The following is a 20,903-nucleotide window of genomic DNA, read 5'->3' on the forward strand; positions in this document are numbered from 1 at the left end:
GCTGCTATCGTTCCAGAAGATCCTGCATGGCGCTGATGATGCGGCGGTGCTGGTGGGCGTGGCGAGTGCGGATGCTGGTGGCGGCGTAGACAGCTTGCTGTATCGGAGGGGCGTCTGCGATGGGGAAAGCGGCGCCTTCGCCTTCGAGCCTCAGCGCCGTGCTGCTCGTCACATAGGCTGCCCCTCCCAGCGTCTTCAGCAGGCCGGTAATGGCGATATTCTGGCCTGACGCCAGCGGAGCGGATGAAAGCTGCGGCAGGGCCAGCCGATGCGCACGGTCGAACGCCGGAGAGTAGACGGCCTGGATATAGGTTTCCGGTAACAATTCGCCGACCGTTCGCGTCGCGGTGCCGACCAGCATGTAGGTCATTTCGCCGATCCGCTCATAGTGAAGATCGGGCAGGTAATGCGGCGTATAAAGGATGGCGAGATCGAGATCGCCGGCTGCCAGATCGCGGTTCATCTGGTTGGAGTAATCGGCCTCCATATAGATCGAGGTCGTCGGCAGGTCGGCCCGGACGGCTGATAGCCATTTTCCGGCAAAGGCTTCGGCGAGATCATGCTGGATGCCGAGCCGCATCGAGCGCTCGTAGGTACCGGCGTTTTCCACCGCGCGGGTTGCCTCGTGCCATTGATGCTGCAGCGCCTTGGCATGGTCGAGGAAACGCAGGCCGGAGGCAGTCGGCGCAGTTCCTCCTTTGTTGCGCGTGAAAAGCTTGCGGTTGAACTGTGCTTCGAGCGCCTTGACCCGATGGGACACGGTGGATTGCGTGATGTTCAGCCGTTCCGCCGTGCGATTGAAACTGCGGGTTTCCATCAGGTCGAGGAAGGTTTCGATAAGGTCGATCTGCATGGGTGTGTCCGGTGTCTCCCAATTTTGCCCCTCACCCTATCCCTCTCCCCGCAAGCGGGGAGAGGGGACGACGGAGGTGGCCGCCTGTCCCTTCTCCCCGTTTACGGGGAGAAGGTGGCCGATAGGCCGGATGAGGGCTTCTAGTTCAATCTAATCGAATTCTTCGATCAATAAAGCCCGTTCTGACGGCTTGATGCAAATGTTGTTCATGGCCAAAACTTCCCCCAAACAAGGGAACAGCCATGTCGAATTTGCCGTCTTATGCACGCGTCGTGATCATCGGGGGAGGTGCGGTCGGTGCGTCCGCTCTCTATCATCTGGCCAAGGCCGGGTGGACGGACTGCGTGCTTCTGGAAAAGAACGAGCTGACGGCCGGTTCGACATGGCATGCGGCGGGCAACGTGCCGACATTTTCGTCCTCCTGGTCGATCATGAACATGCAGCGCTATTCGGCCTCGCTCTACCGCGAACTGGGCGCGCTGGTCGATTATCCGATGAATTACCATGTCACCGGCTCGATCCGGCTTGGTCATTCCAAGGAGCGGCTGCAGGAGTTCAAGCGCGTCGTCGGCATGGGGCGCTATCAGGGCATGGATCTCGACATCCTCTCGCCGGATCAGATCAGGTCGAAATACCCCTTCGTCGAAACCCATGACCTGACCGGCGCGCTCTACGATCCCTATGACGGCGACATCGACCCGGCGCAGCTGACGCAGGCGCTGGCCAAGGGCGCGCGCGACATGGGCGCGAAAATCTTGCGCTTCTGTCCCGCCACCGGCGCGCGCCGGGAAAATGACGAGTGGATCATTTCCACGCCGCAGGGCGAAATCCGCTGCGAATACGTCGTCAATGCCGCCGGTTACTACGCCCGCGAGGTCGGAAAATGGTTCGGCCGCGACGTGCCGATGATGGTCATGAGCCATCAGTACATGCTGTTCGAGGAAATTCCGGAACTGGCCGCCTGGTCGAAGGAAGCAGGGCACAAGCTGCCGTTGCTGCGCGATGTCGATAGCTCCTATTACCTGCGCCAGGAAAAGACCGGGATGAATCTCGGTCCCTATGAGAAAAACTGCAAGGCGCACTGGATCACGCCGGACGATCCGATGCCGGAGGATTTTTCGTTCCAGCTTTTCCCTGACGATCTGGAACGCTTGGAATGGTATCTGAACGACGCCGTCGAGCGTGTGCCGATCCTCGGCACTGCCGGTCTGTCCCGGATGATCAATGGGCCGATCCCCTACGCGCCGGACGGCAACCCGCTGATTGGCCCGATGCCGGGCGTGCCGAATGCGTTCGAGGCCTGCGTCTTTACCTTCGGCATTTGCCAGGCAGGCGGTGCGGGCAAGGTACTGGCCGAATGGGTAACGGAAGGGCAGACGGAATGGGACATGTGGTCCTGCGACCCGCGCCGGTTCACCAGTTTTACCGATCAGGATTATTGCATCGCCAAGGGCATGGAAATCTATGGCCATGAATATGCCATGCATTTCCCGAAGCACGCCTGGCCGGCGGGCCGCAACAAGAAGCTGTCGCCGATCCACGGCCGGATTGCGGCCCTTGGCGCACAGTTCAAACCCTATAACGGCTGGGAGCGGGCCAACTGGTACGCCAAGCCGGGGGATGACCTCTCGGAAGAAGCCACGCAGACCTGGAACCGGGCGGGGCCTTGGCAGAAACGCATCGAGGAGGAATGCCTCGCCGTCACCAACGCTGCCGGCATTCTCGATCTTCCTGGTTTCTCCCGCTACCGCCTGAAGGGCGAGGGTGCCCGCGACTGGCTGCTTGGCCTGACTACAGGCAAGGTGCCGAAGCCTGGCCGTATTGGTCTCGCCTATTTCTCCGACGACAAGGGCCGGATCGTCACCGAAATGTCAGTCATGGCACTGGAGGAGGATTTCTTCTTCCTGATCACGGCGGCAACGGCGCAGTGGCACGATTTCGAATGGTTGAAAAAACACCTGCCACAGGATGCGGCGTTTACGCTGGACGATGTCACGGAGAGCTTTACCTGCCAGATACTCTCCGGACCGAAGTCGCGGGACATCTTGGCTGAGGTCTGTGATGCGGATCTTGCGAAGGGTTGGTTGACGCATCAGTCGGTACAGATCGCCGGGCGCTGGTGCCAGCTGGTGCGCGTCTCCTTCGCCGGCGAACTCGGCTGGGAAATACACACTAAGATCGATGACACGGCCACCATCTTTGACGCGGTCTGGGCTGCGGGACAAAAGCACGGCCTGAAACCCTTTGGCATGGAAGCGCTGGACTCGCTTCGGATCGAGAAGGGATATCGCGCCTGGAAAGGCGATCTTTCAACCGATTACACCATTCTGCAGGGTGGATTGGAGCGTTTCGTTGATTGGGCCAAGCCCGGATTCAAGGGCAAGGCGGCGCTGGAGCATGAGAAACAGCAGGGTGTGACCAAACGCTTCGTCACGCTGATCGTGGACGCTGGCGATTGCGACGCGCCGTATATGTCGACGCTCTGGCATGGCGGCAAGGTGGTCGGCGAAACCACGTCCGGAAACTGGGGCTACCGGATCGGCAAATCGGTGGCACTTGGCATGCTGCGCGCCGATCTGGCTCAGCCTGGAACCGAGGTCGAGGTCGAAATCTACGGGGACCGCTTCACGGCAATCGTCCAGGCCGATGAGCCGCTGTTTGATCCCAAGAATGAAAGACTGCGCGCATGAGCAAGCCTATCCCCCAAAAGGCCCGCGTGGTCATCATCGGCGGCGGTGTGTCGGGCTGTTCGGTCGCCTATCATCTGGCGAAACTCGGCTGGACTGACGTTGTGCTTCTCGAGCGCAAGCAGCTGACTTCCGGCACGACCTGGCATGCGGCCGGACTGATCGGCCAGCTGCGCGCCAGCCAAAACATGACCCGGCTCGCCAAATATTCGGCCGATCTCTACACCAAGCTGGAGGCCGAAACCGGTATCGGCACCGGCATGCGCCAGTGCGGCTCGATCACGGTTGCGCTGACCGAAGAGCGCAAACAGGAAATCTACCGGCAGGCCTCGCTGGCCCGCGCCTTTGACGTCGATGTGCGGGAAATATCGCCGGACGAAGTCAAGGCGATGTATCCGCATCTGAATGTCTCGGATGTGGTCGGTGCCGTGCATCTGCCGCTGGATGGCCAGTGCGATCCCGCCAATATCGCCATGGCGCTGGCCAAGGGTGCCCGGCAGAACGGCGCGACCATTCTTGAGGGCGTCAAGGTAACGGCGGTCCACAAGAAGGATGGCCGGGTCTCAGGCGTCACCTGCGAGCAGAACGGCGAGACGTTCACGATCGAGACCGAAAATGTCGTCAACGCGGCGGGCATGTGGGGCAGGGAGCTGGGCCTCATGTCCGGCGTGACCGTGCCGCTGCATGCCTGCGAACATTTTTATATCGTCACCGAACCGGTCGCCGGGCTACAGCGCCTGCCGGTTCTGCGAGTGCCGGACGAGTGCACCTATTACAAGGAGGATGCCGGCAAGATGCTGGTCGGCGCCTTCGAGCTCAAGGCCAAGCCCTGGGGCATGAACGGCATCAGCGAGGATTTCTGCTTCGACCAGTTGCCGGAGGATTTCGATCACTTCGCGCCGATCCTGGAAAAGGCGGTTGGACGCATGCCGATGCTGGAAACGGCAGGGATCCATACCTTCTTCAACGGCCCTGAGAGCTTTACGCCGGATGACCGCTACTATCTCGGCGAAGCGCCGGAGCTGAAAGGCTATTGGGTTGCGGCCGGTTACAACTCGATCGGCATCGTGTCGTCCGGCGGTGCCGGCATGGCGCTGGCGCAATGGATGAACGATGGTGAGCCGCCGTTCGATCTCTGGGAGGTCGATATCCGCCGGGCGCAGCCATTCCAGAAAAACCGCACCTATCTCAAGGAGCGGGTCACCGAGACGCTCGGCCTGCTCTATGCCGATCACTTCCCCTACCGCCAGATGGCGACGGCACGCGGCGTTCGCCGCACGCCCTTGCACGAACACCTGAAGGCGCGCGGCGCCGTCTTCGGAGAAGTGGCGGGTTGGGAGCGGGCCAACTGGTTTGCCAAGGAAGGTCAGGAGCGGGAATACAAATATAGCTGGAAGCGGCAGAACTGGTTTGAAAACCAGCGCGACGAGCATCTGGCGATCCGGGGTGGCGTCGGTCTGATCGATATGACGTCGTTCGGCAAGATCCGCGTCGAAGGGCGCGATGCGCTGCCCTTTCTGCAAAAACTCTGCGCTAACCAGCTGGATGTGGCTGCGGGCCGCATCGTCTATACCCAGATGCTCAATGCCCGTGGCGGTATCGAGAGCGATCTGACGGTCACTCGTCTCTCGGATACGGCTTTCCTGCTGGTCGTGCCCGGCGCGACGTTGCAACGCGATCTTGCCTGGCTGCGCAAGCATCTCGCCGATGAATTCGTCGTTATCACCGATGTGACGGCATCGGAATCGGTGCTCTGCGTCATGGGGCCGAAGGCGCGCGAACTGATGCAAAAGGTCAGCCCCAACGACTTCTCTAATGCGGCGCATCCGTTTGGTACGGCGCGGGAAATCGAAGTCGGCATGGGCCTCGCCCGCGCTCACCGGGTCACCTATGTCGGCGAACTCGGCTGGGAACTCTATGTCTCGACCGACCAGACGGCGCATGTGTTCGAGACGCTGGAAGCGGCAGGGGCCGATATCGGCCTGAAACTTTGTGGCATCCATACGCTCGATAGCTGCCGGATCGAAAAGGCCTTCCGCCATTTCGGCCATGACATCACCGATGAGGACCATGTGCTGGAAGCCGGGCTCGGCTTTGCAGTGCGCACGGGCAAGGGCGACTTCATCGGCCGCGAAGCCGTCTTGAGGAAACAGGACAAGGGGCTTTCGCGCCGGCTGGTGCAGTTCCGGCTGACCGATCCGGAGCCGCTTCTGTTCCACAACGAAGCGGTGGTGCGCGACGGCAAGATCGTTGGAACGATCACGTCAGGCAATTACGGCCACCATCTCGGCGGCGCGATCGGGCTCGGCTATGTGCCGTGCCGGGAAGAGAGCGAGGCCGATGTGCTGGGCTCTGTTTACGAGATCGAGATTGCCGGGACACGGGTGAAGGCGGAGGCGTCGCTTGCGCCGATGTATGATCCGAAGTCGGAGCGGGTGAAGGTCTAGGCGAGGTTGTTTCTTCTCCCCATCGGGGAGAAGTGCCGAGCGCATGCGAGGCGATGAGGGGGCGGCGGATGCTGAGTTTGCGGCCCCCCTCATCCGGCCCTTCGGGCCACCTTCTCCCCGATGGGGAGAAGAGGAATTACGCGGCGGCCTCCGTCGTCCCCTCTCCCCGCGAGCGGGGAGAGGGCTAGGGTGAGGGGCTTGTCGGACCCAGCCCACAGCGAAATGCGCGCGCCGGAACGCGATTTTTCCGGTGAGGTCTTTCAGGAGAGAAAACATGCTCGCGCCCGAACTTTCCAACAGCGTTGCCGAGGGCGACCGCATCGACCAGCTCGTCGCCGCCCACAAGCCCGGCCATGGGCTTGCCCGGCCGTTCTACCGGGACGTGGATATCTACGAGCGCGATCTGGAGCGTGTCTTCCGCCGCCATTGGCACTGCGTCGCGCATGAAAGCGTCATCCCGAAGCCGAACGATTTCGAAGTGTTTCGCATGGCCTCTGAGCAGGTGATCCTGACGCGGCATGCGGACGGGACTGTTCATGCCATTCTCAATGTCTGCCGCCATCGCGGGGCGGAAGTCTGCACCAAGGACAAGGGCAATGCGCGTGTGTTCGTCTGTCCCTATCACGCCTGGACCTATGGCAATGATGGCGCGTTGAAGGCCGCACGGCTGATGCCGAAGGATTTCAAGCGGGAAGACCATGGGCTGAAGAAGCTGCATGTCCGCGTCGTCGAAGGCCTCGTCTTCATTTCCTTTGCCGAAAACCCGCTCGATTTCACTGAAGTCGAAAACCTTCTGCATGCCACCTGCGGCCAGTATGGCTGGGGGCAGGCGAAGGTTGCTTACCGGCAGAGTTATCCGGTCGATGCCAACTGGAAGCTGGCGGTGGAAAACTATGTCGAATGCTATCACTGCGGCCCGGCGCATCCGGAGTATTCGCAGACCCACGCACTGGAACAGCCGCTGCACATGATCGAGGCGCTAAATGCCGCAATGGAGGAACGCACTTGCGCGCTCGGTATCCAGGTCGGTTCTGGCGACCATTGGCAGACTTCCGAGAATGGCAAGGAGACGATCCATGCTTTCCGCTATGCACTCTATGATGGCGTCAAGACCGGCAGTCAGGACGGATCGCCATTGGCGCCGCTGATGGGCCGTTTCACCGAGTTCGATGGCGGCGTTACCTCCGTTCATCTCGGCGGCACGTCGTTCCTCGTCTGCTATCCCGACCATGGCATGATCTACCGCTTCATTCCGAAGGGTCCGGAAGCCTGCGAGATGGAACTGATCTGGCTCGTCAACGGCGAGGCGCAAGAGGGTGTCGACTACGACCTCGAGAAGCTGAAATGGCTCTGGACCGTCACCACCGACGAGGACAAGTCGATCATCGAGCACACCTCGCGCGGCGTGCGCTCGCATTACTTCGTGCCCGGCCCGATCGCACCGATGGAGCAGAACGAGTTGCGCTATATCAACTGGTATCTCGACGAGATCAGCCGGGCCTAGCCACCGCGCCTGTCAAAATGCGTACGAAGCGCGACGTGGGTCTGCACGGTCGCTACGCCCGCGATCGTGGCGATTTGTCTTCGGATGGTGTCGAGATCTCCGTTCGATCCGCATTCGATCAATAGCATCAGGTCGGTGGGGCCTGCCAGCGACCAGCAGCTGACAACCTGCGGGATACCGGAAATATGCGGCACGACATGGTCGCAATTCTTGCCCGGCTGAAAGCTGACTGCAACCACGGCCCGCACGCCGGGATCGGCAATTTCGGTCCCAAGGCGTATTGTATAGCCCGCGATCACATTCTTGCTTTCCAGACGCCGCAGCCGCTCATGAACGGCGCTGCGTGAAAGGTCGCTGCGCCTGGCAAGCTCGACCAGGCTCTGGCGAGAATCACTGCGCAAGGCAGCGACAAGGAGGCGGTCTTTTTCGTCCAGTTCGATCACTTTGTCCGGTCTCCCCCTGTCAAACCGGATGGATGACCGGTTGCCCGGCATCTTGCTCAATGAAACCGGACGAAATGGCAAGTAGCTTCTGCGCGTAACAGCCAAAGGAGTGATCGGGCTATGAAATTTTCTGACAGGGCAGCGTTGATACTTGTGGACATGCAACAGGCCTTCGATACCGCGCCATGGCCGAAGCGATGGAACGACAAGGTCGATGCGAACGGGCTGGCAGTTCTGTCGGCGTGGCGTGCGGCCGGGCGTCCGCTCTTCCATGTGCGGCACGACAGTGTCGAAGAGGGATCGTCGCTTCGGCCCGGGAGCCCCGGCAACGCGTTCCGCCGCGGTTTCGAGCCGCAGCCGGGTGAGCCGCTGGTCATCAAGAGTGTCAACGCCGCTTTCATCGGTACGGACCTGGATCTCCGGCTGCGGCGGGCGGATATCGACACGATCGTCGTGTTTGGAATTTCGACGGACATGTGCGTTTCGACGACGGTGCGTGTCGGTGCCAATATGGGCTACAAGGTCACGCTGGTGGAGGATGCCTGCGATTGTTTTGATCTTGCCGATGGTCACGGTGAGAAGATCGCTGCGGTTGATATTCATCGCGCGCATATCGCGACGCTTCGGGCTGATTTCGCAACGGTTGTGACCACAGCGGAAATCCTGCCGAGAGTGTGACGGCAGGCCCCGCAGGCAGCCTTCAGGGTAAACGACCGCGAACCTCTGTAATCTGATGGGACCATTTTGGCGCGGTCGGTTCGACGCCATAGGCGTTTTTCGGGAAAGTGAAGAAGGTCGAGAAGCTCTGGCTCTGGCCGGCGGGGACGCGCGCCAGAATCAGGGCCGTGTCCACGCCGAGCGTCCGGCAATTGTTTTGCGGGCAATCTTCCAGCGTGACCGACAGTTTGAAATAGTCGAGATTGTAGCCGCTGTTGTTTTTTACTGTGCCGGTTGCGCGGTAGCTCATGTCGGGTTGATTTCGCGTGAACTCCAGGTCTCCGACCGATATATCCTGCGGCGCCAGCGCCGGTTGAGCTTGCGCGTCGCCAGGATCTGTTACGGCTTCTGCCGGGGTCCTGCCTTCATTGATCCAGATCAAAAAAGCCGAAACAAGCGCCAATGCGACGAGGATGCTGAGCACCGGTTCTGCAAAGCGCCGGAAGCGCGACGAGCGCATGGCAAAATACACGATCAACAGGCCGGCAACCGCAGGAAATATCCAAATCATCAAAGTCCTCCAGACCTCTATATAGGCGGGGCGGCATCGTGAGGGAAGCGGGGACCGGCAGGATCCTGCGATTGCTGCGGACGGCGGAACAAAGCAAAGGATTAGCCGTTACCTGCTCGAACCCAGACATACTTCAATTGCTGAAAGGAAGAGACCAATGGCTGGTAAAGCCCTGGAAGACCTGTTCTATGACATGCTTAAGGATGTCTATTACGCCGAACGCAAGATTCTGAAAACCCTGCCCAAAATGGCCAAAGGCGCGCAGAGCCCGAAGCTCAAGGCGGCGTTCGAAAAGCACCATGAAGAAACCGAAGGCCAGATCGAGCGCCTGCAGCAGGTGTTTGAAATCTTCGGCAAGCGTGCGGTCGGTAAGACCTGTCCGGCGATTGACGGTATCGTTGAAGAAGGCGAGGAAATCCTCGATGAATTCAAGGGGTCACCGGCGCTTGATGCCGGACTTCTCGCCACGGCGCAGGCTGTCGAACATTATGAGATGGCCCGCTACGGCACGCTGAGGACCTGGGCCGGAATGCTTGGCCTCAAGGATGCGGTCAAGCTGCTTGACGAGACCTTGCAGCAGGAAGGGGCGACCGATCATGCACTGACAGCGCTTGCCGAGGCTTCCGTCAATGCAACGGCGATGAAGAAAGCCGCATAACAGGGCGGGATCCGATTGGCCGGGGTTCATCTCCGGCCAATTTGCTATTTCAGGCTGATCCAGTAGGAGCCGCGGAACGGAACGGCGGCAAAGCGCTCGTTGATTTCCTTCAGGCTCTGATCCGGATCGATATCCGCAAACATCTCCGGCCGCAGCCAATGGGCAAAGGCCTCCGCCGCCAGAATGTTGAGCGGTACGGCGTTGAAGAAATTCCACAATCCGTGCACCCGGCCTTTCTGGACGCCCGACAGGTTGGCAAGAACCGGATTTTTCACCGCTTCGCCCAGTGTCTTGCGCGCCTCCTCGGCGGAAACGCCGGGGCCAATGGAAAAGGCGCTGTAGGTGCCGCCGGGTGAGGCCGTGGCGATGTACACTTCAGGGTCGGCCTCGATCAGATACTCGCTGCTGACGATGCCGCCCTGGCGTGGCAGGTTCTTGGTCGCAATGTTGCGGCTGCCGGTAATGCCGATGAATTCTCCGAGGCCGCCGGTGCCGTAGGCATAGCAGCATCGATCGGGATTGGGGAATGCGTCCATCAGTACGGTCGGGCCTGGCTCGGGATTGGCGGCGACCCGGTCTGTGATGCGCTTCAGGTGTTCCTCGTAGAAATCGGCAAAGGCGTTTGCCTGTTCCTCGCGCTCCAGGACCTTGCCGAGCAACCGCATGTTGTCAGGTGTATTCTTCAAGGGATCGCTGTTGAAATCGACAACGAAGACCGGGACGCCAGTGCTTTCGAGATAGTCGATCGCCCGCTTGCCGAGATCGGTATCGGCCTGCCAGTTGGCCATGATGGCAAGGTCAGCCTTCAAGGACAGGATGGTTTCGAAGGACAGGCCGTCGCCCGTGCCATCGCCGATAATCGGAACGTCCGCAAGGGCCGGAAATTTTTCCACGAAGTCCTTGTAGATTTCGGGGTTGTCGCCCTTCAGGTCTCCCGACCAGCCAGCCAGCAGGCTGACGGGATCGGGATGGATCAGCGACAGCGCCACCAGATTGAAGCCGCTGCCGAGCAGGATGGCTTGGGGTGTCTCCTTGATCGTCACCTGCCGGCCAATCCCGTCGGTGAGCGTCAACGGCCAGCGATCCTGCGCGTTCGACATGGCAGCACAGGCCAAAAACAGGCCAAGGGTCAAAAGAAGGAGGCGTTTCACAATCATTGCTTTCTTTGGGCGGGCAGGGCGCAGAGTTCGCCACAGCTGGGTATGCCCGGCAGAAGATAGCGCAGGCAACAGATCTTGCGGCGGCAGACGGTCTCTTCGCCATCAGCTTCATGCCGCAGGCAGCCGAGAAACGGGTTTGGGGTCCCGTCGGGCAGGTGTGTCTGCGAAAACAGCGACCGTGAGGCCCAGGTGTCGCCGTCGGCGGGGCGTTCCCGTTCGGTGGCGTTGAAAGCGTAGTCGATATAGACCGCCGCATTGTTCCACGCGAGCTTTGGTGCAATGCCGCCCACCGCTTTCAACTGCGCGATAATCTCGGCTAGATGCTGGCTGACCAGTGGCATGACGAAGGAGAGAAGGTCGGCGCCCTTGCCCTCGCTCCAATCACCCTCGCGGGCAAGTCCGAGAGCGCGTGGCAAGCCGTCTTCGGCCAGCGCGATCGTCATTTCGCCGGGAACGACCGGCAAAACGTGATCGGCCCGGCGAGCAACGATATAAGGGATGGTCAACATCGAGAAATAATAGAGCGACCACATCGAGGCGACAGCGCGCCTGTCCGTGCCGCCGTGGGCGTTCGCATAGGTATCAAGAGCCTCTGTGAAACCGCCGGAACCGAAGAACTCCGACAGCGGCACGCCGCCTTCCAGCTCCGACGACAGCATCATCTTCTCGCCGCACCAGGCGTGCTCACCGGCAAACACCGCCTTCAGGCTGGAGGCCCCGAAAGCGGTGCTGACGTCGTGGTTGGGGGAAAGGCTCAAACGGTCACCAGCTGTATTTCAACGAACCGATGACGGCACGGCCCTGATCACGGTAGCAGAAGCCTGCCGAGCAAACCGTATCGCGGCGGTCAAAGACGTTGGTTGCATTGACCTGCAGGCGCAGGCCCTCATACTTCTTGTCGATGGCCGCGAAGTCGTAATGGGCGGCGGCATCGAAGAGGACGCGCGCGCCGTTGCGCGTCGTGTTCTGGTCGTTACCGAAGCTCGAGCCTAAGAAGCGGGCACCGGCACCGAAGCCGAGGCCGGCTGCCGGGCCATCTTCCGGCAATGTGTAGTCCGCCCAGAGCGATGCCATGTGGCGCGGCACGGAGGAGACGTAGTTGCCAACCGTATCGGCCGGGCCTTCGGTGATCTTGATGTCGGTATAGGTATAGGACGCGATCAGCGACAGGCCGTTGTCGAGGCTGGTATTGGCTTCCAGTTCGAAGCCGCGCGAGCGCACCTTGCCGCGCTGAACCTGAATGTTTTCCGGGCCTGTCGGCAGGTCCACAACCTCGTAATAAAGGCTGTTCTTCTGGTTGATATTAAAGAGAGCCGCCGTGACCATCGTGTTGCTGTTGGGCAGCAGATACTTGACGCCGATTTCTTCCTGCTGGCTTTCGGTCGGCTTGAACGGCTGTTCCGTTTCCTTGTTCCAGCCGGCATTGGGCGAGAAGGCTGTGGAGTAGCTGATATAGGGCGCAAGGCCGAAATCGGTTTCGTAGGTCAGGCCGATACGGCCGGAAAATGCCTTGTCCTGTTGCGAAACCTGGTTCGTCAGACCAGTGGTCAGATCGGTGTTGTCCGTATCCGTCGAGACCCAGTCATAGCGGGCGCCGGCTGTCAGCGTCCAGGCGTCGTAACGAATCTGGTCCTGAAGGTAGGTGCCAAGCTGCCACTGGTCCTGGACGACGCGTTCGTTGAAGTCGATCGGGTCGGTCGGACGGCCTTTGGTCGGGTTCTTGGTGTCGAGCGGCGGCGTGAAGCCGGTTCCGGCGAGGGACTTGAACCGCAATTTCGTGTAGTCGACACCTGCGAGCAATGTGTGATCGAGTGCGCCGGTATCGAACTTGGCCTCCATCTGATTGTCGATGACCACGGAGCTGAGGCGCTCGTCGAACGTTCCGGCGCTGCTATCCAGCAAGGTCGGATCAATGGCGTTCGGCGCGTAGGCAAAGGCCCAGTCGGCATCGACGTTCAGCGTCGAGACGCGCATGTTCTGGCGGAAGGTAAAGACGTCGTTCAGGCGGTGCTCAAATTCGTAGCCGAGGCGCGCCTGTGTTTGCACCGAATCGTTGAAGTCCGGATTGCCGGCGAAAATGTCGGTTACCTTGCCAGTCGGGTCGTTGTAATAGGCCGCCGAACCGCCGGTCTTGGTGCGGGAATATTCGCCAAGAATGGTCAGCTTGGTGTCTTCGTCCGGCTTCCATGTAAAGGCCGGTGCGATATAGGCGCGGTCATCCGGGACGCTGATCTGCTCTGTGTCGGCGCTGCGCAGCAGGCCAGTCATGCGGTAGTAGAGCGGATCGGTGTCGTTGATCGGGCCGGAGAAATCGAACTGGCCCTGGTAGCGGTTGTCCGTACCGTATTGCAGCTGCAGTTCGCGCAACGGCTCCTCGGTTGGCCGCTTGGTGATCAGGTTGAACAGGCCGCCGGCGCCGGACGCACCATAGAGGGCCGACGACGGGCCGCGCAGGATCGACACGCCTTCCAGGCCATAAGGCTCGTTCTTGAACAGCGAGGAGCTGGCGCCGGGCTGGCGCAGGTTGTCACGGAACATGCCGGTATAGGTAACGTCGAAACCACGCACGGTGAAGGAATCGAAGCGCGGATCGAAACCGTATCCACCGACACGCGAGCCGGGCGTGTAAGCAAACGTTTCGAGAAGCGTCTGCGGGTTGCGATCCTTCAACTGCTGCTCGGTCACGGACGAGATCGATTGCGGTATCTGCAGGAAGGGGGTGTCGACCTTGGCGCCGGTGGCGCTGCTGGTGCCGACATAGCCATCGGCCGTGATGACGCCGCCGCTGCCGCCCGTGACGGTCAGTGTCTCCAGTTCGGTCGCTCCATCAGCACCTGTCGTAGATTGCGCCGCATCCTGTGCGAAAGCTGTCAGCGAAAGGGCGAGCAGCGAGGTGCCGGCAAGAGCGAAACGAACGGTGGACCGGGTGGCACGGCGAAGTTGGGGCATGTCATGCACTTTCTGGACAGGCGGGAGTTATAAGATGACTCGTTCTATCAAGATTACTTTCACAGGAAAGTGAAATGTATGACTTAAACACTCATGTTTTTGAGTGTGTGGGATTCGAGCAACATTTTCGGTTGGAAATTCCAACCGTTTCCGGCAGTTAGGCCAAAAATTGCAAAAGGCCGCACGTGATGGTGCGGCCTTGGTCTTGCGAGCGGGCTGTGCCGGACGCTGAATGGATTATCCGTGATTGATCATCACATGCCGGACGGCCGTATAGTCCTCCAGCGCGTAGATCGACATGTCCTTGCCATAGCCGGATTGCTTGATGCCGCCATGCGGCATTTCGTTGGTCAGCATGAAATGGGTGTTGATCCAGGTGCAGCCATATTGCAGGCGGGAAGCAGCTTTCATGGCCTTGGAGATGTCCTTGGTCCAGACAGAAGAGGCAAGGCCATAATCGCTGTCATTGGCCCAGGTGACGGCCTGATCGTCTTCAGCGAACCGGGTGACCGAGACGACAGGGCCGAACACTTCGCGGCGGACGATTTCGTCTTCCTGGGTGGCGCCGGCAACGACGGTGGGTTGGAAGAAGAAGCCGTCCTTGCTGCCGAGATTGCCGCCGGTGGTGATCTCGATATGCTTCTGCTCGGTGGCGCGCTCGACGAAGCTTGCCACCCGATCGCGCTGGCGCTTGGAGATCAGCGGGCCGATCTCGTTTTCGGCGTCGTCTGCGAGATTGTACTTGATCGTGGAGACGGCGGAGGTGAGGTCGGCGACGAGCTTTTCGTAGATGCCGTCCTGCGCATAGATGCGGCAAGCGGCGGTGCAGTCCTGACCGGCATTGTAGTAGCCGAAGGTGCGGATGCCGTTGACGACGGCTTCGAGGTCGGCATCGTCATAGACGATGACTGGCGCCTTGCCGCCGAGTTCCAGATGAGTGCGCTTGACGGTTTTTGCGGCCGCCTGCAGCACCTTCTTGCCGGTGGCGATATCGCCGGTGATCGAGACCATGCCGATCTTCGGGTGGTTGATCAGCGTGTTGCCGACGGTATCGCCGCGGCCGAGGATGACGTTGACGACGCCTTCCGGCAGGATGTCGGCCAGCAGGCGCGCCATCTTCAGCGCTGTCAGTGGCGTCTGTTCCGATGGCTTGAAGACGACGGTGTTGCCGCCGGCAATCGCGGGCGCCAGCTTCCAGGCCATCATCATCAGCGGATAGTTCCACGGTGCGATCGAGCCGATGATGCCGACGGGATCGCGACGGATCATCGACGTATGGCCAGGCAAGTACTCGCCGGCAACAGTTGCATGCAGGTTGCGGATGGCGCCTGCGAAAAAGCGCCAGCAGTCGACGATGGCGGGCAGTTCATCATTGCGCACGGCATTGATCGGCTTGCCACAGTTCAAGGCTTCCAGTGCCGCAAAGGCATCGGCGTCCTTCTCAATGGCGTCGGCGATCTTCAGGAGGTAGCCGGAGCGCTCGCCGGGCGTGGTCATCGACCAGGTGGAAAAGGCCTTTTCGGCGGCATCGACGGCGCGCTCGATCTGCGACTGCGAGGCCTCGGCGAGATCGATGATCTTTGCGCCGGTACGCGGGTTGAGGATCAATTCCTCGGCTTCGGTGCCTGCCTCGAACTGTGATCCGATCAGCAATTGTGTGTCCATGTCGTTCTCCCTTAATTGCTGGCTTGTTTGTTGGCGTCTGTTTCTGCCGGAAAACCGGTGAGTATTTTCCCGGAACAGGCGCGGGATTATTTGCCTGCACCGGCGATCTGGTCGCCGTCGCGGGTGAGGTAGTAGGCGGCCAGGATCGGCAGGAAGGTGACCAGCATCACCACCATGGCGACGACGTTGGTGACCGGCCGTTGGCGGGGGCGGATGAGTTCTTCCAGCATCCAGATCGGCAATGTCGATTGCTGGCCGCCGGTAAAGGTGGTGACGATGACTTCATCGAAGGACAGGGCGAAGGCGAGCATGCCGCCAGCCAGAAGCGCCGTGCCGATATTCGGCAGAATGATGTGGCGGAAGGTCTGAAAACCATCGGCGCCGAGATCCATGGAGGCCTCGATCAGCGAGCCGGAGACGCGGCGGAAGCGGGCGACTGCGTTGTTGTAGACAACGACGATGCAGAAGGTCGCGTGGCCGAGCACGATGGTCCAGAAGGAGAAGGGGATATCGGCCATCGAGAAGGCAGAGCGCAAGGCGATGCCGGTGATGATGCCGGGAAGGGCTATCGGCAGGATGACCAGAAGCGAGATGGTTTCGCGGCCGAAGAAGCGTGTCTGGCTGACGGCGGCAGCGCAGAGTGTACCCAACACCAAGGCGATGGCCGTGGCGATGGTGGCGACCTTGACGGAGAGCGTGAGCGCCGCCCAGACATCCGGCCGGTTCCAGGTAACGGCAAACCATTGCAGCGTCAGGCCGGGCGGCGGAAATTGGTAGCTCTTTTCCTCGGTGGTGAAGGCATAAAGGAAGATCAGCAGGATCGGGATATGCAGGAAGGCGAGCCCGCCGATGGCGGCGATCTTCAGGCCAAGCGGGGCGGTGGTGGAGCGGTCAGAGCGCATCGAAGGCTCCCATGCGTTTGGCCATCCAGAGATAGAGGCCCATGATGACGATCGGGACGACGGTGAAGGCGGCGGCGAGCGGGATGTTCCCCGCGGTGCCCTGCTGGGCGTAGACGGCCTGACCGATGAACAGCCGGGACGAGCCGACGATCTGCGGGATGATGTAATCGCCGAGTGTCAGCGAAAATGTGAAGATCGAGCCGGCGACGATGCCGGGCAGGGCAAGCGGAAACAGCACATGGCGGAAGGTCTGTTGCGGTGTGCCGCCGAGATCGGACGAGGCCTCGATCAGGTTGCCCGGTACGCGTTCCAGCGCGGCCTGGATCGGCAGAATCATGAAGGGCATCCAGACATAGACGAAGACGAGGAAGGTGCCGGTATAGCTGACCGACAGCGAATTGCCGCCGATGATCGGCAGGGAAAGCCAGCCGTCGAGCAACCAGAGCAGATGGAGCTTGGTGAAGGCCCAGGTGAGAATGCCTTCCTTGGCAAGGATCAGCTTCCAGGCGTAGATCTTGACGAGATAGCTCGACCAGAGTGGCAGCATGATGCCGAGATAGAACACGGCCTTCCATTTTCCCTTGGCATAACGGGCGGCGTAATAGGCAATCGGAAAAGCGATCAGAGCCGAAAAGATCGTGACCACCGCTGCCATGGTGATGGTGCGGACGATGATGTCGAAATTGGCGTCCGAAAGCAGTTGCTTGTAGGTCGAAAGCGTGAACTCGTAACTGATCAGGCCCGAGAAATCATCGATTGAGAAGAAGCTCTGCAGCAGCAGCGCAAACAGCGAACCGAGATAGATGATGCCGAGCCAGAGGACGGGCGGGCCAAGCAGGATCACGAGAAGAACGTGCGGGTGCTTCCACAGGAAGTCCGATATCCGTCCCGTCAGGCCCGGCCGGTTCGGCATGATTGCCGCGGGAGTGGCGAGCGCGCTCATGCTTCCTCCATCAGGTGAAGGTCGTTGCGGGAGAACGCGAGTTGCACGTCCGCGCCGATCTCGGGAACCGGCATGGCGGCGGGGCTGGCGACGATGATCTTCTCGCCATTGCAATCGACGCTGACACGGTTGGTCGCGCCCAGAAAACTGCGGGCGGTGACGGTGCCGGGCAGGCTCAGCTGTTCGGCCCAGGAGGTGCCAATGGCAATGGCTTCCGGGCGCAGGCTGGCGGCTTTTGCCGGAACCCCGAGCCGGGCGCAGATGGCGCTGGAGAGTACATTGGAGGAACCGACGAAATCGGCGACGAAACGGGTCTGCGGCCGCTTGTAGATATCCTCGGGCGTGCCGAGCTGCTGGATCTTGCCGTCGTTGAACACGGCGATCCGGTCGGCCATCGACAGGGCTTCACCCTGATCATGGGTGACGAAGACGAAGGTGATGCCGAGCGATTTCTGCAGGCTCTTCAATTCTTCCTGCATCTGTTCGCGCAGCTTGAGATCAAGCGCACCGAGCGGTTCGTCGAGCAGCAAGACCTTGGGCTTGTTGACCAGGGCACGGGCCAACGCCACGCGCTGGCGCTGGCCGCCGGAAAGCTGGCCGGGGCGGCGCTGGCCGTAGCCGGGCAGTTTGACCATGGCGAGCGCATCTTCGGCGGCCTTCCTGCGTTCGTCCTTGCCGACGCCCTTGACCATCAGGCCATAGGCGACATTGTCGAGGATGGAGAGATGCGGGAAGAGGGCATAGTCCTGAAATACCGTGTTGACGCTACGGCGATAGGGCGGCACGCCTTCTGCGGTTTCGCCAAAAATCTCGATATGGCCGCCGGTCGGCTGCTCGAAGCCGGCCATCAGGCGCAGGCAGGTCGTCTTGCCGGAGCCGGAAGGGCCAAGCATGGCAAAGAACTCGCCGGCTGCGATTTCAAGATCGACCGCATCGACGGCCTTGACGGCACCGAAATGGCGCGAGACGTTTTCGAACAGGACGGCGGCGGTCATGGGGACTCCGTAGATAATGATCTCCATCCTCATCAGCGATGAAGAGTAACAAGTAGTGGCGGCTGGTTCGGACAACTCCCTCCCCCTTGTGGGGAGGGTTGGGGAGGGGACTTTCTTCTCGAACAAGAAAACCCCTCCCGGCCCTTCGGGCCACCCTCCCCACAAGGGGGAGGGAAAGATCAGAAATCAGCGCCCGCCGATGACGCCGATATAGTCGGAGACCCAGCGGTGATAGGGGACGCATTCTGTCTCACTGGCGCATTTCGAAGTCGGCGTCTTCCAGAACTTCACCTTGTCGAAATCATCATAACCATTGGCCTTGCAGCCGCCGTCGGTGAGAAGTTCGTTGCCCTTGCAGGCCGCTCCTACGGACGGGTTGGCGCCGAACCAGGCGGAGACATCGCCCTGAACCTTGGGCGACAGCGAATGTTCCATCCACATATAGGCGCAGTTGGGATGTTCGCTTTCGGCATGCAGCATCGTTGTGTCGGCCCAACCGGTCACGCCTTCTTCTGGAATGGTCGAGGCGATCGGCTGTTTTTCCGCCTGCAGCAGATTGACCTGGAACGGCCAGGAGCCGGAAGCGACGACGCCTTCGTTCTTGAAGTCGTCGATCTGGATCATCGCGTCATGCCAGTAGCGGCTGGCGAGCGTGCGCTGGACGCGCAGCACGTCAAGGGCTGCCTTGTACTGGTCTTCGTTGAGTTCGTAAGGGTCCTTGATGCCAAGTTCCTTGTTGTGGAACATCAAGTAGTTGGCGGCATCGGCCACATGGATCGGGCCATCATAGGCCTGAACGCGGCCCTTGTTCGATTTGCCATCGGGCAGGGTCATTTCCTTGAAGACGACATCCCAACTCTTCGGCGCTTGCCCCTTGAAGGTGTCGGTATTGTACATCAATACGTTCGGACCCCAGACGTAGGGAACACCATAGTGGACACCGTTGACTGTGTACCACGGCGACGACTGCATGCGTTCATCGACAGTCTTGAAGCTCGGGATCAGGTCGGTGTTGATCGGCTGGACACGCTTGCCGGCAACAAGGCGGAGCGATGCGTCACCAGAGGCGGTAACGAGGTCGAAGCCGCCTTCATTCATCAGCGCGACCATTTCGTCGGAGGTCGCAGCCGTCTTGACGCTGACCTTGCAACCCGTCTCTTTTTCGAAGCTGGTGACCCAGTCGTAAGACTTGTCAGTCTCGCCGCGCTCGATATAGCCGGCCCAGGCGACGATCGACAATTCGCCTTCGCCCTTGCCGAGTTCCTTCAAGGGTTCCTGTGCGAAAGCGTGGGTTGCGAAAGCGAGCGAAAGGGTGAGCACGGTGCAGGATTTCAGAATCTGCTTCATCTTCAGTCTCCCGTTTTGGTGTCCGAATTTTTCGGTCTTGTTCCCAAAACGAAAGGTGCCTCGATTTCGCCGCTTTCGCAAATTCATTAATCAGAATGGCGTTATCGGATTTTCCGATATCGTCCCGAGTTATCGCGGCCGGCCGCTGCGTAGGGCCTCGGCCACCCCGATGAAATCCTTGGCCGCTTGCGGAAGGCCCGAGCCCTTGCGCCAGACCATGCCAACCTGAACGACGGGCAGGGCGCCGGAGACATCGCGGCTTTCGATCCGGTCGCCTTCCAGAGACCAAGGGCGGTAAACCAGATCCGGCAAAAGGGCGATGCCGGCGCCGGTCGCCACAAGGCTGCGCACCGCCTCGACGGAGCGGGTGCGGAAGGCCACATGCGGGCGGGCGCCCAGCGCGGTCAGGAGCTTGCCGGTATTTTCCTCGATTTCATCGACCGTCAGCATGATCAACGGTTCCCTAGCGATATCGGCGACCGAAATAATATCGGCGGACACCAGCGGATGGCCGAGCGGCAGCCACAGACGATAGGGCGAGGTCTCGATGATTTCCGCCTGCAGCGCCATGCGATCGCGCAGATTGGAGATGACCATGACGGCAACATCGAGTTCGCCGCCGATCAACAGGTGCTCGAGATAGGAGCCATTGTCCTCGATGGCGCTGACCTCGACACCGGGGCAGGCGCGGCGGTAGCGGGCGAGCAGATCGGACAACACGTAACCGGCAACCAGTGAGGTGACACCGAGATTGAGCTTACCGCCGGTGCGCTCTTCCCGCTCCTGCGAGAACGAGCGGCGTGCATCGGAAACACCGGCGAGAATCTTGGTCGCGTGGCGCAGGAACTGGTGGCCATTATGGGTGATATGTAGCCCGCGCGGATGGCGCTCGAACAGTTCGACGCCAAGATCGGTTTCCAGCTCCTTGACAGCCTCTGTGATCGAGGATTGCGAAATCGACAGGTTCTGTGCCGCACGCGTGACCGAGCCCTGTTCGGCGACGGCGATGAAATACTGAAGCTGACGGAGCGTGAAGGCCATGATCTAGCTAACACGGTTGCGGGGGGAGATGGCAAGGTGCTGAAAGACTTCGCTTCGTCATCGATTGGCGGGTGCAGCCGT

At 60.5% G+C, this 20,903-nt stretch carries 17 protein-coding genes; 5 read left to right on the plus strand and 12 right to left on the minus strand.

What is annotated here, in order from left to right:
- Nucleotides 1-4: 4 nt before the first annotated feature.
- On the minus strand, nucleotides 5-853 hold the full coding sequence (locus ASC96_RS29700) for a LysR family transcriptional regulator (RefSeq protein ID WP_060506661.1): 849 nt from the start codon (nucleotides 851-853) through the stop codon (nucleotides 5-7).
- A 242-nt stretch (nucleotides 854-1,095) separates the two neighbouring features.
- Between ASC96_RS29700 and ASC96_RS29705 the strand changes: the two genes are divergently transcribed.
- The 3 genes from ASC96_RS29705 (at nucleotide 1,096) to ASC96_RS29715 (ending at nucleotide 7,491) form a co-directional block, all read left to right on the plus strand.
- Nucleotides 1,096-3,543, plus strand: coding sequence for an FAD-dependent oxidoreductase (locus ASC96_RS29705; protein WP_060506662.1), 2,448 nt, complete (start codon nucleotides 1,096-1,098; stop codon nucleotides 3,541-3,543).
- Nucleotides 3,540-5,987: an FAD-dependent oxidoreductase gene (locus ASC96_RS29710; protein WP_060506663.1), complete on the plus strand. Its 2,448-nt coding sequence runs from the start codon at nucleotides 3,540-3,542 to the stop codon at nucleotides 5,985-5,987. The genes ASC96_RS29705 and ASC96_RS29710 overlap by 4 nt, the downstream gene beginning before the upstream one ends.
- A gap of 274 nt (nucleotides 5,988-6,261) precedes the next feature.
- On the plus strand, nucleotides 6,262-7,491 hold the full coding sequence (locus ASC96_RS29715; RefSeq protein WP_060506664.1) for an aromatic ring-hydroxylating dioxygenase subunit alpha: 1,230 nt from the start codon (nucleotides 6,262-6,264) through the stop codon (nucleotides 7,489-7,491).
- Here ASC96_RS29715 and ASC96_RS29720 read toward each other — a convergent pair.
- Nucleotides 7,488-7,934 carry an Lrp/AsnC family transcriptional regulator gene (locus ASC96_RS29720; RefSeq protein ID WP_244482375.1) on the minus strand — a complete coding sequence of 149 codons (447 nt, stop codon included), beginning with the start codon at nucleotides 7,932-7,934 and terminating at the stop codon, nucleotides 7,488-7,490. The genes ASC96_RS29715 and ASC96_RS29720 overlap by 4 nt on opposite strands.
- Nucleotides 7,935-8,054: 120 nt before the next feature.
- Here ASC96_RS29720 and ASC96_RS29725 point away from each other — a divergent pair, with 120 nt between their 5' ends.
- Nucleotides 8,055-8,612 (plus strand): cysteine hydrolase family protein, encoded by a 558-nt coding sequence (locus tag ASC96_RS29725; protein ID WP_060506665.1) that lies wholly within the window; start codon nucleotides 8,055-8,057, stop codon nucleotides 8,610-8,612.
- 22 nt (nucleotides 8,613-8,634) lie between these two features.
- Here the strand turns inward: ASC96_RS29725 and ASC96_RS29730 are convergent, their stop codons facing one another.
- Nucleotides 8,635-9,162 (minus strand): hypothetical protein, encoded by a 528-nt coding sequence (locus ASC96_RS29730; protein ID WP_060506666.1) that lies wholly within the window; start codon nucleotides 9,160-9,162, stop codon nucleotides 8,635-8,637.
- A 157-nt stretch (nucleotides 9,163-9,319) separates the two neighbouring features.
- Between ASC96_RS29730 and ASC96_RS29735 the strand changes: the two genes are divergently transcribed.
- Nucleotides 9,320-9,820: a ferritin-like domain-containing protein gene (locus ASC96_RS29735; RefSeq protein ID WP_060506667.1), complete on the plus strand. Its 501-nt coding sequence runs from the start codon at nucleotides 9,320-9,322 to the stop codon at nucleotides 9,818-9,820.
- A gap of 44 nt (nucleotides 9,821-9,864) precedes the next feature.
- Here the strand turns inward: ASC96_RS29735 and ASC96_RS29740 are convergent, their stop codons facing one another.
- The 9 genes from ASC96_RS29740 to ASC96_RS29780 all read right to left on the minus strand — a co-directional run bounded on the left by ASC96_RS29740 (nucleotide 9,865) and on the right by ASC96_RS29780 (nucleotide 20,822).
- Nucleotides 9,865-10,977: an ABC transporter substrate-binding protein gene (locus ASC96_RS29740; RefSeq protein WP_060506668.1), complete on the minus strand. Its 1,113-nt coding sequence runs from the start codon at nucleotides 10,975-10,977 to the stop codon at nucleotides 9,865-9,867.
- Nucleotides 10,974-11,642: a siderophore-iron reductase FhuF gene (fhuF, locus tag ASC96_RS29745; protein WP_082512326.1), complete on the minus strand. Its 669-nt coding sequence runs from the start codon at nucleotides 11,640-11,642 to the stop codon at nucleotides 10,974-10,976. Before fhuF ends, ASC96_RS29740 begins: the two co-directional genes overlap by 4 nt.
- Nucleotides 11,643-11,742: 100 nt before the next feature.
- A complete protein-coding gene (locus ASC96_RS29750) occupies nucleotides 11,743-13,929 on the minus strand; it encodes a TonB-dependent siderophore receptor (RefSeq protein ID WP_060506670.1) in 2,187 nt (728 codons plus the stop codon).
- A 237-nt stretch (nucleotides 13,930-14,166) separates the two neighbouring features.
- Complete coding sequence (locus ASC96_RS29755; RefSeq protein WP_060506671.1) at nucleotides 14,167-15,594, minus strand: gamma-aminobutyraldehyde dehydrogenase; 1,428 nt, start codon at nucleotides 15,592-15,594, stop codon at nucleotides 14,167-14,169.
- Nucleotides 15,595-15,680: 86 nt separating this feature from the next.
- A complete protein-coding gene (locus ASC96_RS29760) occupies nucleotides 15,681-16,496 on the minus strand; it encodes an ABC transporter permease (protein ID WP_060506672.1) in 816 nt (271 codons plus the stop codon).
- The gene (locus ASC96_RS29765) at nucleotides 16,486-17,439 is read right to left on the minus strand and encodes an ABC transporter permease (RefSeq protein ID WP_060506673.1); all 954 of its coding nucleotides are present in this window, start codon (nucleotides 17,437-17,439) and stop codon (nucleotides 16,486-16,488) included. Before ASC96_RS29765 ends, ASC96_RS29760 begins: the two co-directional genes overlap by 11 nt.
- Nucleotides 17,436-18,434 carry an ABC transporter ATP-binding protein gene (locus ASC96_RS29770; protein WP_060506674.1) on the minus strand — a complete coding sequence of 333 codons (999 nt, stop codon included), beginning with the start codon at nucleotides 18,432-18,434 and terminating at the stop codon, nucleotides 17,436-17,438. The genes ASC96_RS29765 and ASC96_RS29770 overlap by 4 nt, the downstream gene beginning before the upstream one ends.
- Nucleotides 18,435-18,620: 186 nt before the next feature.
- Nucleotides 18,621-19,781 (minus strand): ABC transporter substrate-binding protein, encoded by a 1,161-nt coding sequence (locus ASC96_RS29775; protein ID WP_060506675.1) that lies wholly within the window; start codon nucleotides 19,779-19,781, stop codon nucleotides 18,621-18,623.
- 129 nt (nucleotides 19,782-19,910) lie between these two features.
- Complete coding sequence (locus tag ASC96_RS29780; RefSeq protein ID WP_060506676.1) at nucleotides 19,911-20,822, minus strand: LysR family transcriptional regulator; 912 nt, start codon at nucleotides 20,820-20,822, stop codon at nucleotides 19,911-19,913.
- Nucleotides 20,823-20,903 lie beyond the last annotated feature (81 nt).

Origin of the sequence: Rhizobium sp. Root1204 (assembly GCF_001424965.1) — a bacterium.
Taxonomy (GTDB): Bacteria; Pseudomonadota; Alphaproteobacteria; order Rhizobiales; family Rhizobiaceae; genus Pararhizobium.